The organism is Altererythrobacter sp. C41 (assembly GCF_016803135.1).
Taxonomy (GTDB): domain Bacteria; phylum Pseudomonadota; class Alphaproteobacteria; order Sphingomonadales; family Sphingomonadaceae; genus Pelagerythrobacter.
Map to the genome: position 1 here is coordinate 605,914 of NZ_JAEVFE010000002.1, position 13,396 is coordinate 619,309.

General features: G+C 65.7%; 11 protein-coding genes. 1 reads left to right on the forward strand and 10 read right to left on the reverse strand.

Annotated elements, in window-relative coordinates; genetic code table 11:
- Positions 1-14: 14 nt before the first annotated feature.
- From JNO53_RS06795 to JNO53_RS06810, 4 genes are read right to left on the reverse strand one after another with little or no spacing between them, the layout of a single operon-like run.
- Positions 15-776, reverse strand: coding sequence for a TetR/AcrR family transcriptional regulator (locus JNO53_RS06795; protein ID WP_203108941.1), 762 nt, complete (start codon positions 774-776; stop codon positions 15-17).
- Positions 773-2,335: a long-chain-fatty-acid--CoA ligase gene (locus JNO53_RS06800; protein WP_203109071.1), complete on the reverse strand. Its 1,563-nt coding sequence runs from the start codon at positions 2,333-2,335 to the stop codon at positions 773-775. Before JNO53_RS06800 ends, JNO53_RS06795 begins: the two co-directional genes overlap by 4 nt.
- A complete protein-coding gene (locus tag JNO53_RS06805; RefSeq protein ID WP_203108943.1) occupies positions 2,332-4,005 on the reverse strand; it encodes a carboxylesterase/lipase family protein in 1,674 nt (557 codons plus the stop codon). Before JNO53_RS06805 ends, JNO53_RS06800 begins: the two co-directional genes overlap by 4 nt.
- Before the next feature lie 32 nt (positions 4,006-4,037).
- A complete protein-coding gene (locus JNO53_RS06810; protein WP_238401676.1) occupies positions 4,038-6,299 on the reverse strand; it encodes a TonB-dependent receptor in 2,262 nt (753 codons plus the stop codon).
- A 208-nt stretch (positions 6,300-6,507) separates the two neighbouring features.
- Here JNO53_RS06810 and JNO53_RS06815 point away from each other — a divergent pair, with 208 nt between their 5' ends.
- On the forward strand, positions 6,508-6,711 hold the full coding sequence (locus JNO53_RS06815) for a DUF1289 domain-containing protein (protein ID WP_203108946.1): 204 nt from the start codon (positions 6,508-6,510) through the stop codon (positions 6,709-6,711).
- Here JNO53_RS06815 and JNO53_RS06820 read toward each other — a convergent pair.
- The 6 genes from JNO53_RS06820 to JNO53_RS06845 form a co-directional block, all read right to left on the reverse strand.
- Entirely contained in the window at positions 6,668-7,174 is a 507-nt protein-coding gene (locus tag JNO53_RS06820; protein ID WP_203108948.1) for a GDYXXLXY domain-containing protein, read from the reverse strand. The two genes, JNO53_RS06815 and JNO53_RS06820, sit on opposite strands and share 44 nt — an antisense overlap.
- Entirely contained in the window at positions 7,171-8,322 is a 1,152-nt protein-coding gene (locus tag JNO53_RS06825) for a DUF2157 domain-containing protein (RefSeq protein ID WP_203108950.1), read from the reverse strand. Before JNO53_RS06825 ends, JNO53_RS06820 begins: the two co-directional genes overlap by 4 nt.
- Positions 8,323-8,345: 23 nt before the next feature.
- Positions 8,346-10,868, reverse strand: coding sequence for a DNA ligase D (gene ligD, locus JNO53_RS06830; protein ID WP_203108952.1), 2,523 nt, complete (start codon positions 10,866-10,868; stop codon positions 8,346-8,348).
- Complete coding sequence (locus JNO53_RS06835) at positions 10,855-11,349, reverse strand: MgtC/SapB family protein (RefSeq protein ID WP_203108954.1); 495 nt, start codon at positions 11,347-11,349, stop codon at positions 10,855-10,857. Before JNO53_RS06835 ends, ligD begins: the two co-directional genes overlap by 14 nt.
- Positions 11,349-12,215, reverse strand: coding sequence for a non-homologous end joining protein Ku (ku, locus tag JNO53_RS06840; RefSeq protein ID WP_203108956.1), 867 nt, complete (start codon positions 12,213-12,215; stop codon positions 11,349-11,351). The genes JNO53_RS06835 and ku overlap by 1 nt, the downstream gene beginning before the upstream one ends.
- A gap of 119 nt (positions 12,216-12,334) precedes the next feature.
- Positions 12,335-13,378 (reverse strand): substrate-binding domain-containing protein, encoded by a 1,044-nt coding sequence (locus tag JNO53_RS06845; RefSeq protein ID WP_203108958.1) that lies wholly within the window; start codon positions 13,376-13,378, stop codon positions 12,335-12,337.
- Positions 13,379-13,396: the final 18 nt, after the last annotated feature.

Genomic DNA, 13,396 nt, shown 5'->3' on the forward strand with positions numbered 1-13,396 from the left:
TTTGCGCCTCTGCGTCAGTCCGCGGCGCGGTCCTTGTTCTTCGGCGTGCAGATCGCGTTGAAGCCCGCGGCCATGAATGTCGCCATGCGCTCCTTGACGGCCACGAAGTCCTCCGAGTTGCAGAGCCCGCCCGAAAGCTTGTCGATGCGTCCGGTGCGCGCGAGCGTCAGCATCAGCGCGCCGGTCACGAAGTGATAGCCCCAGAACACGTCGACCTTGTCGGCCTCGGGCAGCGCCCGGTTGATGATATCGATCAGCCGCAGCACGACCGGATCGAAGTGCTCGTCCATCATCTCCGCGCCCCATTGCGGGGTGTTGGCGACTTGCGAGGCGAGGGCGCCGTAGTTGCGCCAGCCTTCGCCGCCGTTGATGTAGAGATCGAGGTCGGTGTCGAGGAAGGTGTGCAGCGCGCCTTCGACCGTCAGGTTGCCGGCGTTTGCGCGCTCGTAATCGTCGAGCGCCTTCATCCGGCGCTCGTTGGTTACCGCCGCCCGGCGCGAGAAGACGGCGTCGAACAGCTTCTGCTTGTCGTCGAAGTAATAGTTGAGCAGCGTGTGATGCACGCCGACGCGCTTGGCGACGTCCTTCAGCGTGACGCCGTAGAGCCCGTGGCGCGAGAAGAGGTATTCGGCCGCATCGAGGATCTGCTCGGTCGTTTCCGCCCTGCGCTCCGCCTTGGATTGCGGTTTGCTTCGCGGTTTCCTGGCTGCCGGCAAGTTTGCGCCCCCTTCAGGTTTGGCCGCGCGCGCGGCCGCAAGATCGACGTGGTCGGTCATGCCCTGCTATATTCGGTTCTCAAGCGCAACTTGTCGATCTTGCCGGTGGCCGCGAGCGGCATCCGCGGCAGGCGGACCACTTCGTCGGGGATCCACCAATTGGCGACCTGTCCTCGCAAGGGCGAGACGAGCTCCTCGTCGCTCAGACTTGCATCTTCGCGCAGTTCGACCAGGAGCAGCGGTCGCTCGCCCCATTTGGGATCGCTTCGCCCGATCACCGCGGCGAGCGCCACGTCGGGCAAGGCGGCGACTAGCGCTTCGATCTCCGCAGGATTGATCCACTCGCCGCCCGACTTGATCAGATCCTTCGACCGGCCGGTGATCTGGAGATTGCCGCCCTCGTCGATCGCCGCGAGATCGCCGGTGCAGAACCAGCCGTTCCGTGTCGCAGGCTCGCTCTCGCCGAAGTAACGCTCGACCACGGAAGGCCCGCGCACCCACAGGTGCCCTTCGGTGCCGCGCTGTTCCGCCAGGGGCTCGCCGGTGTGATCGGTCAGCAGGAGGTCCATGCCCTGCGCGGGCTTTCCCGATAGCGCGGGGTTGCGTTCCGGAGCGCGGGGAGTGGTGGCGGTGCCCAGTGGCGAGATCTCGGTCATGCCCCAGGTCGTCTGCACCTCGATGCCGCGCGCCTCGATCCGCGCCATCAGCGCGGGGGGCATGGGCGCGCCGCCAACCATTACCCGTTTGAGTGAGGACACCTCGGCGCCTGTCTCATCCAGATGATCGAACAGGCCGAGCCACACGGTGGGTACGCCGACCGCGATCGTCACGCCTTCGTCGGCGATCAGTCGCGCTAGGCTCGCCCCGTCGGCATGCCGCCCGGGCAGGACCAGCTTGGCACCGGTGGCCGGCGCGGCGAAGGGCAGGCCCCAGGCGCTGGCATGGAACATCGGCACCACGGGCATGACCACATCGTGCGAGGTGATCCCGGCGACGTCCGCCTGCAACTGCCGCAGCGTGTGGAGATAGTTGCCGCGATGGGTATAGGTTACCCCCTTTGGCGCGCCTGTCGTGCCCGAGGTGAAGCACAGACCACACGGCGCGCTCTCGTCGAACCCGCCCCAGACCACATCCTCGTGCGCGGCCTCGAGCGCATCTTCGAGCCGGCGCCCGAGGTCTTCGGCCCCGCCATCGATCACGAGCACCTGGCGCAGGCTCGGCGCGCGCTGCACGATATCGCGGGCGAGGGGGGCGAGATCGGCGCTGGCGATCAGGATCGCCGCTTCCGACTGCCCGACCATCCACGCAAGCTGCTCTGCCGTGAGGCGCGGATTGAGCGTGTGGCAGACGGCGCCCATGCCCATGATCGCATACCAGCTTTCGAGATGGGCCTGCGTGTTCCAGGCGAGCGTTGCGATCCGGTCGCCCCGCTGCGCGCCGAGCTGCGCAAGCACGGTCGAGACGCGTTTGGCACGGCGCCTGAGATCCGCGTAGCCGATCCGGCGCGTCGAACCGTCGTCGAGTGCGGTCACGACCTTCGTTGCCGGATGCCATTTCGCAGCGTGGTCGAGAAACTTGTCGAGGGTAAGGGCGAAATCCTGCATCGCGCCGTCGATCATCGGCATTGCGGCGCCTTTGCGGGCAGCGGCGGAGAGATCACACCTACGTTCCAGTTCCATTGCTGATCGCCCGCGGCCCTACGGCGGCAGACGGTTTCCTCGTAAAGGTCGTAGCGATCGCCCAGCACGTCGTTCACGACGAACGGCTTGCCGTCGAACACCATGTAGGCCTCGCCGGTGCCGAACGCGGGCCAGTCCGGCTGGCCCTCCGCGCGCGGAACACCGCTGCGCGCGAAGGAGGTCCAGTACTGGACCATCGCATCGGACAGCGCGCGCTGCTCCTGCGTGCGCGGAATGCGCGGCCAGTTGTCGGTGGTCTCCCAGATCGTGCCGAACATGAAGGGTATCTCGGAGGCGTGGAAGGCATGGAGCCCCGCTTCGTCGGCGGCCGGGTAGCCGTGATCGAACAGGTAGAGGTAGGCGGGGGCTCCGATCGCCGCCTGCTTCCGGCCGATCCGCTCGGCTGTCCAGCCATAGAGCGCGTCGCGCGTCGCGGCGAGCATGCTCTCGTCGATCGTATCGGAGGGATAGATCGCCAGGAAGCGGTCGGCGAGCTCGCCATAGGCCGCGCGCACTTTCGCCTCGTATTCCCCGGCGTCGGCCGGCGCCGGCGGCAGCAGGCGGCGCAGCGACCGGATCTCGCCGCTGTTGAAGCCTGCGAGCACCGGCACCGGCGCCTGCTCGCCGCGGTCGAAGGCCTCGGCGATCTGATGCGGGATGATCTTGCCATCGACCGTGCCCCAGGTCGGGTATCCCGCAGCGGTCGCCTTCGCGACGAGTTCGCGGGGGCCGAGGGCGCGCAGATCCGCAAGATCGTCTGCGTCGAGCTTCTCCCCCAGCCAGACACCGAGCGATTCCGCCGAAGGATGGCCGTTCTGCGCCTCCTTCAGCGCGGGCGTGGAGATCATGTACGAGCTCTGCATGATCGCCTTGTCGAACAGCCCGCGTGCCAGCGGCGAGGTCATCAGGTACATGACGCTGAGCGCGCCCGCGGATTCGCCCGCGATCGTCACATTGTCGGGATCGCCGCCGAAGGCCGCGATGTTGCGTTCGATCCAGCGCAGCGCTTCGATTTGGTCGAGGAAGCCGTAGTTGCCCGAGATGTCCTGCGCGGACTCGGCGCTGAGCTCCGGATGCGCGAGGAATCCGAGCACGCCCAGGCGGTAGTTGAGCGAAACGACGACCGTGCCCTCTTCGGCCAGGTGTGCACCATCGTACATGCCGAAGCTGCTTGCCCCGGCAACCAGCGCGCCGCCGTGGATCCAGACCAGAACCGGTGCGTTCGTCGCGCCCTCCGGCGCCCAGACGTTGAGGGTGAGGCAATCTTCGCTCATCTCGCCGAGTTCTTCGGCGTAGATGTTGTTGGCCGCCCCGCGCTCTTCGGGCTGGAAGCAGGGTGGGCCGAAAGCCTCTGCGTCCAGCACGCCTTGCCAGGGCGCCTTGGCAACGGGCGGCTGCCAGCGCCGCTCGCCCACCGGAGCTTCGGCGTAGGGTATGCCGCGGAAGACCGTGATTCCGTCCTCTTGCACGCCGCGAACGTTGCCGGCCTGAGCCCTGATCACTGATGCTTCCTTGGCATGAGCGGATACGGCGAGCATGCCTGCCAATCCTGCCAGCAGGCCAGCCGTGCGAACCAGCGCCGATCTCGTCCGGATGCGACCCGCGATCATGGCTTCACCTCTCTTCTGTTCCTCGTGCACGATCAGAAGTCGATGCCGAGACGAACACCCACCGTGCGCGGCCGCAGTCTCGCGTACCGTGCGTCGAGGAAGGCCTCGGGGTGGACGTAGGTGATCGCGTTGTTGTCGAACACGTTCTCGACATAGGCGGTCAGCGAAACCTGGCCCAGATCGACGCCGGCGACGAAGTTGGCCACGGTGTAAGCGTCGGTGAAATCGTACGTCGGATTGATAACATCGGGCTGGCCGGCAACGTTCGGGAACAGCCCGGGGAACTTGCCGACATGCGCGACATTCCCTGATACGAACGCGTCGGCATTTGCGCCCAGCGCGAAGTCGTAGCGGACGGTGGCCGAACCCTGAAAGTGCGGCGAGGCGAGCTGGATGCCTTCCTCGGCGCCGGACATCGCGGCTTCGGCGGGGGTCAGTTCGGTCACTTCGGAATCGTTGAAGGAGCCGTTTAGTGAGAGGCTGAGGCCACGCACCGGGCGTGCGGCAAGTTCGAATTCGATGCCTTTGCTCACCGCCGCGCCGATGTTGGTCGCGAACTGGACCTGGTCCGACAAGCGGTTGGCTTGCACCTGTATGTCGCGCCAGTCGATGTAATAGAGCGCGATGGCGGCCGTCAGCTTGCCGTCCAGCCAATTGCCCTTGAGCCCGACTTCGTAGTTCGTGAGGCTGTCCGAATCCGCGCCATCAGGGATAATGATGTCATTCTCATCAGCAACGCTCCCCAAACCTGCGCGGGCATTCACGACGGGCGAGCGGAAGCCGGTAGCGACCGTGGCGTAGGCGGTCAGCGATTCCGACGGCTTGTACGATGCGCTGGCCTTGTAGGAGATTTTGTCCGCCGTGACCTTTCGGCCCACTGCCGGATCGACCTCGGTGATTGTTAGCGGCAGGTTGCTGAAACCGCCGAGCGCCAGCGCCAGGTAGTTGCTGTTGTAGCCCCAGTCCTCAGTAAACGACTGCACTTCGGTGGTCGTGTAGCGGAGCCCGCCCGTCAGCCAGAAATTGTCGGAAAAGCGGTAGGTCAGCTCGCCGAACCCGGCCATCTCCGTCTGGTTGGTATGTGCGCCAAAGCGCTGGTAATACTCGTCGTCGAGCCCCGTCAGGCCGCGTTCCTCGAGGAATTCGATCGACGAGCGGTAGTTGTAGTCTACGTCGCGCCGCTTGTCGTAGAAGAAGCCGCCGACGATCCAGTCGAACCGGCCTCCGCCAGCCGAGGCGAGGCGCACTTCCTGTACGAAGATGTCGTCGTAGGCCAGGGCGTCGAGCGCGAACGGAGTCGTCTGCGCAAACGTGCCGGCGAGATCGACGATGAAGGTCTGATCGAACGTGGAAAGCGTCGACGAGCTCGTGAGGTTCGCGAAGCCGAGGTCGTAATCGAGTGTGAAGTTGTAGCTCGTCAGCTTAGCGTGAAACAGGTCCGGCCGCTCGCTGAGACGCACGAACTCGCCGCGATCCGGGTTTACCAGGCCGGAATCGCGCGGCTTGCTGTTCTCGTGCATGACCATCGCGCGCATCGAGAGTCGGTCGGTCGGATCCCATTGCAGCATGGCGCGTCCGCCGGCCGATTCCAGCGTGTTCGCGTTGTCCCGTCCGGTGCCGATGTTGTCGACCCAGCCGTCTTCGTGCCGGTAGAAACCGACCGCGCGGAAGGCGAGCTTGTCCTCGACCAGTGGGACGTTGATCATTCCGTTGTAGCGCTTGCGGAACGAGTCCTTGCCGGTGAGGCCGTAGTCGACCAGCAGCTTGCCTTCGAACTGGCTGGCATCGGGGCTCTTGGTCAGGATCCGTACGGCGCCGGCGAGTGAGTTGGAGCCGAACAGCGTACCCTGGGGGCCGCGCAGGAATTCGACTCGCTCGACATCGAACAAGGTGGGGTCGAGAATGGTCGAGTTGCCGTTGGCTGAGATCGGCAGCTCGTCGATGTAGATCGCGACGGTGCCTTGCAGGTTCGCGCCGTAACCGTTGGTGGCGATGCCGCGCGCCGTGAAGTTGTTGAAGTTGGCGGTCGGCTTGTTAACGACGACGCCCGGCGTCTCGCGCGCGAGCCCTTCGTAGCCGACGATGCCCTTCGCCGTCAGCTCCTCCTGCTGATAGGCGGTGACACTGAGCGGCACGTCCTGCAGGCTCTGCTCGCGCCGGGTAGCCGTGACGATGATGACGCCGCTGTCGGTGTCCTCTTCGGCAGCCGGCGCCGCCGCTTCCTGTTCCGCATTGTCCTGTGCAAACGCCGCGCTAGGTAAACTCGCAACCGCAACCGCCGATGCGGAAGCCAACAGCCATCCCTTCATCATCTCTCTCCCATCCAGTCGCACCCTTCAAGAGGTGCTTGTGTGGCGCGCAAACTATCCTCGAATAATCGGATGTCAATATTCACTATCGTGAGTGTGAATAAAAATCCGACGCCAGTTTGAGTGGGAGGGGCGTCGGTTGTTGCGAGAAATTCTTTGCAATTGCCGGACTGCTCCGCGATCGCGCGCCGCGATGGCTGATGAGGTCGCCTCCCCCTGCCGCAATATTTGCCGCGTCTCTGCGGCAGGCGACTTATGCGAGGGCTGTGGGCGAACGCTTGAAGAGATCGGCCGCTGGGCGGCGGCAGGCGACGCGGAGAAGCGGCAGATCGTTGCTGCCGCGCGCGAGCGGCTTACGGAGTTGGCTGGCTCTCGGCCCGGCGAGGGCGGAAAGTGATATCGAGCGGGGTCAGGCGCCCGTCTTTGCGCACGCGGATGCGGACGATGCCCTGCAGCTTGGGATCGGCAAGCTGACGCTGAAGCGCCGCAGCGCGCTCCTGCGAGACATAGAGGCGGCCGCTCGCCAGTCCGCCTTCGGGGTCGTTCCATCCGCCGTCCGCGCGGACGGGATGATCGCAGCGCTCGCCTTCGGGCAGATATACGCGCGCGAGGTCGGGAGCCTGCCCCTCCAGACATAACACCGGCTCGCCTGTAAGGTCGGCCGATCCGCGTTCGAGACCCGGCCAGTCGTAGGTGTAGATCACGTAATGGCCGCGCAGCAGATCGCGCGGGTCGTAGCCGCCGATCGGGACGAGCCATTCTGTGCCCTGCTGTGCCGCTCGGTGCGTGGTAGCCCAGCTTGCGGCGAGGCCGATAAGCGGGAGCGCCAGGGTCAGCGCCAGAGTGAGGCGGCGATTCATGGCGTGCCCTCATCAGGCGGCGCGAGCCGGCGCGAAATGCGCACCGCAATCCACGCCACCGCGAGGATCAGCAGCCCGGCAACGATCAGCCCCGCACCGCTCGTCAGCAGATCGCTTGCAAGTTCGAAGCTGAGGATCACCAGACGCACCGCGATCACGGCGACGGCGAGCTGAAAGATCCGCCGCCACCCCGCATGGAGCGCCGCAAGCGCGACGCCGATCCACAACGCCATGAACAGGATTGCGCCGCCCAGCATGCTCCCGTCGACGAGATGGGCGGCGACCAGTACGAGCGCTGCGCCGCCGATCACGCACCCTGCGGCAAGTCCCGAGGCACTGCGTCGGGCCGCGAGCACCAGGCCGGCTGCACCGAGGCCGATGGCGGCCTGCACGACCTGCGTCGCGAGTGCGAGGAAGCGCTCGGTGTCGCCGTCGAAGTCGTCGAGCCCGCTCGCGGCCGCGATCAGCGAGGCGCCGCCCAGCGCATAGGCGAAGCCGAGCTGTTCGAGGCGGCGCCAGAAGCCGGTCCGCGTGCTGCGCCCGCGCATCCAGGCGCCCAGCGGTGCGAGCAACACGGGCAGCGCGGTCGCGAGGCCCACGACGAGCGCGGGACGTTCGCCACGATCGAAACCGAACAGTGGCCGCATCGGGTCCGAAAAATCCCAGCAGGCGTAGGCGAGCAGGACAGTGAGCAGTGCGGCAGTAAGCCAGCTCGATCCGCGCAGCAGAATCACCGGTGCGAACAGCGCGAGCCACAGCGCTAGCGGCTGCCACAGCGGCGAACTCGTCTGGTAGACTTGGCCAAGGTGTCCGAAAAACGTAAGCCCGAGCACCGCGAACACGAAGAGTAGCGCCTCATGCCCCCAGGGCCGGTGCGACAGCAGCTCCTCGCCCCGCCACCAGAGTGCGGCGGCAAGCACAGTCAGGAGCATGAAATGGACCGCGAGCCGCACCGTTCCGGGTATCGCTTCCCAGTTGGCGGCCACGACCGAGACGAGCCCGAGCCCGATCGCCAGTGCGCCGATCCCAACCACGGCCCACAGCGCAAGAGGGCGGGAATGCTCCGCTTCGTAAGCGCGGATCGACGCCGTCGTTCCGGCATCGATCAGCCCGGCCTCCTGCCAGGCGGCGAGTTTGCGTTCGATCATTCGCAAGCGACGCTACTTCCCGCTCAGATGTCGGGCAAGCGTTGTTCGGCGAAGCCCCAGCCCGCCAGCGCCTTCGATTGTGCCCGTTTGTGGAGCGCCTTGGCATCGGAGATCGAGAACGGCTGCGCATTCGCGAAGTCGTCCAGCTCCTTCCAGGAGATCGGCACGGCCACGGGCGCGCCTTCCCGCGCGCGGGCGGAATAGGGGACGACCGCCGTGCTCCCTCGCTGGTTGCGCAGGTAGTCGATGAAGATCTTCCCCTTGCGCTTGGCCTTGCTCATCGTGGCGACGAAGCGCTCGGGTTCGGCCATGCTCAGCGCCTCGGCGAAGCGCTGGGAGAAGTCCTTGTGCTCCTCCCACGAATGGCCGGGAGTGAGGGGGACTACGACGTGTACGCCCTTGCCGCCCGAAAGCATGGCGAAGCTGGTGAGGCCGAGGTCGGCGAGCTTCTTGCGAATGTCCTTCGCGGCCTGCTTGACGTCGCCGAAATCGAGCCCTTCGTCCGGGTCGAGATCGAACACCATCCGGTCGGGTTCCTCCACCTCCGTGCTGCGGGCGCCCCAGCCGTGGAACTCGATTGTGCCCATCTGAACGCAGGCGAGCAGGCCCGCGGCATCCTCGACATAGAGATAGTCTTCGGTCCCGCCCTTCTTCTCCGCGATCGGGACATGATGGACGTGCTCCCCGAACGAGCCGGAATCGTGCTTCTGGAAAAAGCACTTGCGCGCCCGCCCCTGGGGACAGCGCACCAGGCTGACCGGGCGAAACGCGGCGAAGGGAAGCATCAGCGGCGCGATGCTGGCATAGTAGTCGGCGAGATCGCCCTTGGTCTGCCCGCTGTCGGGGAAGATTACGCGGCTGCGGTTGGATATCTTCACCGCGCCCGCCACTTCTTCCTGCGGAGCCTCATCCGGCTCTTCCGGGGACACGTCCTCGGCGGGCTTGTCGCTTCTGAGGCCGATGAAGCTCGCGTGGCGCACGTTTCCCTCGGCGGTGAACTCGGCGAAGGCGATCTCCGCGACCAGTTTGGGCGCAAGCCAGGTGACCCCGCGCGCGGACACCCTGTCGACCTCGGCGGGCGCCTTCGTTCGTTCCAGTCGTGCCATTTTCTGTGCCAGATCGGCCAGTACGTCCTGATTAAAGCCGGTGCCGACATTGCCCTTGTAGACGAGCTCGCCGTTCTCGTGCTGCGCCAGCAGGAGCGACGAAAACGGCCGCGCCTTGGCGCTCGATTTCTTCCACCCGATGATCACGAATTCCTGCCGCAACGTGCACTTGATCTTGACCCAGTTTCGCGTGCGTGTGCCGCGATAAGGCGAGTCGACCGCCTTCGAGATTATCCCCTCCTGCTTCGCCTGGCACATGGCGCGGTAGAGCTTTTCGCCCGCGCCGATCACGTGGTCGGCGACGTGGATCGGCGGCTCGGCGCTCCTGAGCAACGCCTCCAGCCGTTCCTTGCGCTCGATATTCGGGAGCTTGGCGAGGTTCTCTCCATCGACTTCCAGCAGATCGAACGCATGGAAGGTGAGTGCGTCGTCTCGACCTTGCGAGCCGTGCCCCCGCTTGAGAACCTTCTGGAGCGCCGAGAAATCGGGATTGCCGTCTTTCCCGTACGCGACGATCTCCCCGTCGATCAGGCACGATGGCAGGTCGAGCGCCGCGAACTTCGCGACCAGCGGGGCGAACTTGTCGCTCCAGTCCTTGCCGCTGCGGGTATAGACGCGCACGTCCTCCCCCGCTGCGGCGATGAGCGCGCGGTAGCCGTCGAACTTGATCTCGTGCATCCAGCCGTTGCCCGTAGGTACGGCATCGACCAGCGTGGCGAGCTGGGGCGGGCGGAACTTCGGCGGCTTGCCGGAGACGGCCTTGCGCTTCGGCTTGGCCTTGCGGGCATTGTGCTTCGCCGCCTTTTCCATCTCGCTGGCGAAGGCCACGCCCTTCTTGCCTTTGAGCGAGTGTTCGCCTTTCACGTCGGCGGCAATCTCCGCCATCGAACGGCCGGTGAGAACGCTGGTCAGCTCGCGCTCCACCAGCGGGTCGCCTTCCTCGGCATATTCGTCGGCCACTTTGCGCAGCAACCAGTTCTCGCGCTTCTCGCCGGGCCGCTTCTTCATCCGCACCAGCAGCCACTCGCCGTTCATGCGCTCGCCGCGCAGCGTGAAGTGGAGATGGCCCTTGTCGATGTCCTTCCAGCTCTTGCCCTCGACCGGGGCCCAGGTACCGCGGTCCCACAGCATCACCGTGCCGCCCCCGTATTCGCCCTTGGGGATCGTGCCTTCGAATTCGGCGTAGGACATCGGATGATCCTCGGTCCGGACCGCGAGGCGCTTGATCTCGGGGTCGGGCGAGGGACCTTTGGTCACGGCCCAAGACTTGAGCACGCCGTCGGCCTCGAGCCGGAAGTCCCAGTGGAGGCGAGTGGCATCGTGCTTCTGGACGATGAAGCGATTGCCCCCGTCGCTGCTGGCACGCTTCCCGGCGGGCTCCGCCGTGCGGGCGAAGTCGCGCTTGCGGTTGTATTCGGCGAGCGGGTCACGCTTCGCCATCGCGCGGCTCCCTCTCCTTGCCGAGCACGCGGCCGCTTTCCTTGTCCTCGACCAGCCGTAGCAGCGTGAGAAGCACGAGGCTGACGATCGCGGCGACCACCACTAGCGGCCACTGCGCAGCGCCGCAGGCGATGCCGATGACCGCCGCGACCCACAAGTGGGCGGCCGTGGTGAGGTTATGAACCTGCCCTCTGCTGAATACGATCAGACCGGCCCCGAGAATGCCCACAAAGGAACCGGTAGCCTCGAATATGCGCAACGGATCCATCCGGTCGCCGTCGAGCTGAGCGTAGAGCGCGATGATCGAAACCGTCATCGCGGCCGCCGCGAAGCAGATCAGCGCGTGGGTGCGCATGCCGGCTTCGTGCCCGCGCAACTCGCGGTCGAGACCGAGCAGAACGCCGAGGATCGCCGCGGCGCCTAGGCGCGAGAGCAGATCCCAATCCATCCAGTGGATCAGAACGGGGTCGTTGAGCTCCATCAGGCGCGCTTCCTCGCCCTGGAGCCGGCCGACTTCTTCGCCGGAGCTTTCTTCGCGGGGGTCTTCTTCGCCGGCTTGTCGTCCTTCACCGACTTCTTGAGCGCGGCCATCAGGTCGATCACGTTCGACTTGCCGGACGGCGCCGGTTCCTCGACGTCCTCCAGGATCTTCTTACCCTTCGCCTTGGCCTTCTTGTCGATCAGCTTGCGGATCGCATCGACGTAGCGGTCGCGGAACTCGCCGGCGTCGAAGGGCGCGCTCTTCTGGTCGATCAATGCGCCGGCGAGGTCGAGCATTTCCTTGTCGGGCTTGGTGTCGGGAATGTCCTTGAAGTAGGTCTGCGCGCGGCGAACCTCGTCCTCGTAGCGCAGCGTCTCGAGCACGATGCCCTTGCCGCACGGCTTGAGGCTGACGAGCGTCTCGCGCCCGCGCACCGACAATTGCCCGATCGCCACTTTTCCCTTCTGTCGGAGGGCTTCGCGCAGGACCACGAAGGCCTCCTCCGCCAGCTCGTCCTGCGGGACGACGAAGTAGGGCTTCTCGAAGTAGAACACGTCGATCTCGTGCGCATCGACGAACTGGACGAGCTCCAGCGTCTTGCGGCTCTCGATCCGCACCGCCTCGATCTCGTCCTCCTCGAGCAGGACATAGTTCCCTTTCGAGATCTCGTAGCCCTTGACGATGTCGTCGCGGTCGACCGGGCCGAGGCCCTGCACGACTTTCTCGTACTTGATCGGCTTGCCGCTCGGTTCGTGAATCTGGCGGAAGGATATCGAAGCGCCGCTCTTGGTCGCGGCGTAGACTTCTACGGGTATCGAGACCAGCGCCAGTCTGATCTGCCCCTGCCAATAGGCGCGTGCCGCCATCGTTCTTGTCCCCTTTCGCGCCGATTCAGCGCTTGGCGAAGGGATTCGTTTCCGGGCACGCGAAAAGGGCGCCGCCTCGGGAGAGACGACGCCCTTGTATTGGCTGGCGGAACCGCAGTTTACTGGAGTTCGTCGCCGGTCATCGCGGTGTACTGCGTCGCGGCCTCGAGGTTCCGGGCCATGGCATCCTCGGGCGAGGGAACCAGGCCGATCTTCGCGAGCGGTCCGTCCCTGCCCCAGCTGTCGGTCCACTCGGCGATAAATTCCTTCAGGCCGGGGATCGCGTCGAGGTGCGCCTTCTTGACGTAGATGTAGAGCGGGCGCGCACCCGGATATTCGAAGCTGGAGATGTTCTCGTACGTCGGCTCGACCCCGTTCATCGGCAGGCCCTGGACCTTGCCGGCGTTCTCTTCGAGGTAGGAGTAGCCGAACACGCCGACCGCCTTGGGATTGTTGCCGATCTTCTGGACGATCAGGTTGTCCTGCTCGCCCTGATCGACATAGGCGCCGTCGGAACGGACTTCGGTGCAGATCTGCGCGTGGCGGTCTTCGTCGGTATCCTTGAGCTGCTCCATCGCCGGGTTGGCGTCGCAGCCCACTTCGAGCACGAGCTCCTTGAGCGCGTCGCGCGTGCCCGAGGTGGAGGGCGGACCGTAGACCAGGATCGGCTCGGCTGGCAGCGACGGGTCGACATCGGCCCAGGTCTTCGCCGTCTGCTCCTCGCCATAGGGCCGGGCGGCGATCGCCTTGTACACGATCTCGGGCGTCAGATTCATCATGATCCCGCCCTGCGCGGAGGCGAAGGCGATCCCGTCGAGGCCGACCTGAAGCTCGATCACGTCTTCGACGCCGTTCGCCTGGCAGGTCTCGAACTCGCTCTTCTTCATGCGGCGCGAAGCGTTCGCGATGTCCGGCGTGTTGGGGCCGACGCCTTCGCAGAACAGCGCGATGCCACCGCCGGTGCCGGTCGATTCGATCAGCGGCGACTTGAAGTCGGGGTTCGAGCGGGCGAAGTTTTCCGCAACCACCTTGGCGAACGGATAGACCGTCGACGAGCCGACGGCGCGGATCGAATCGCGGGTGCCGCCGGCGCCCGGTGCGTCGCAGGCGGACAGCGAAAGCGCCGCAGCGGCGGCAAGGCATAGAGAGATCGTGGTACGCATGGTCTTACCCCTCGGGTT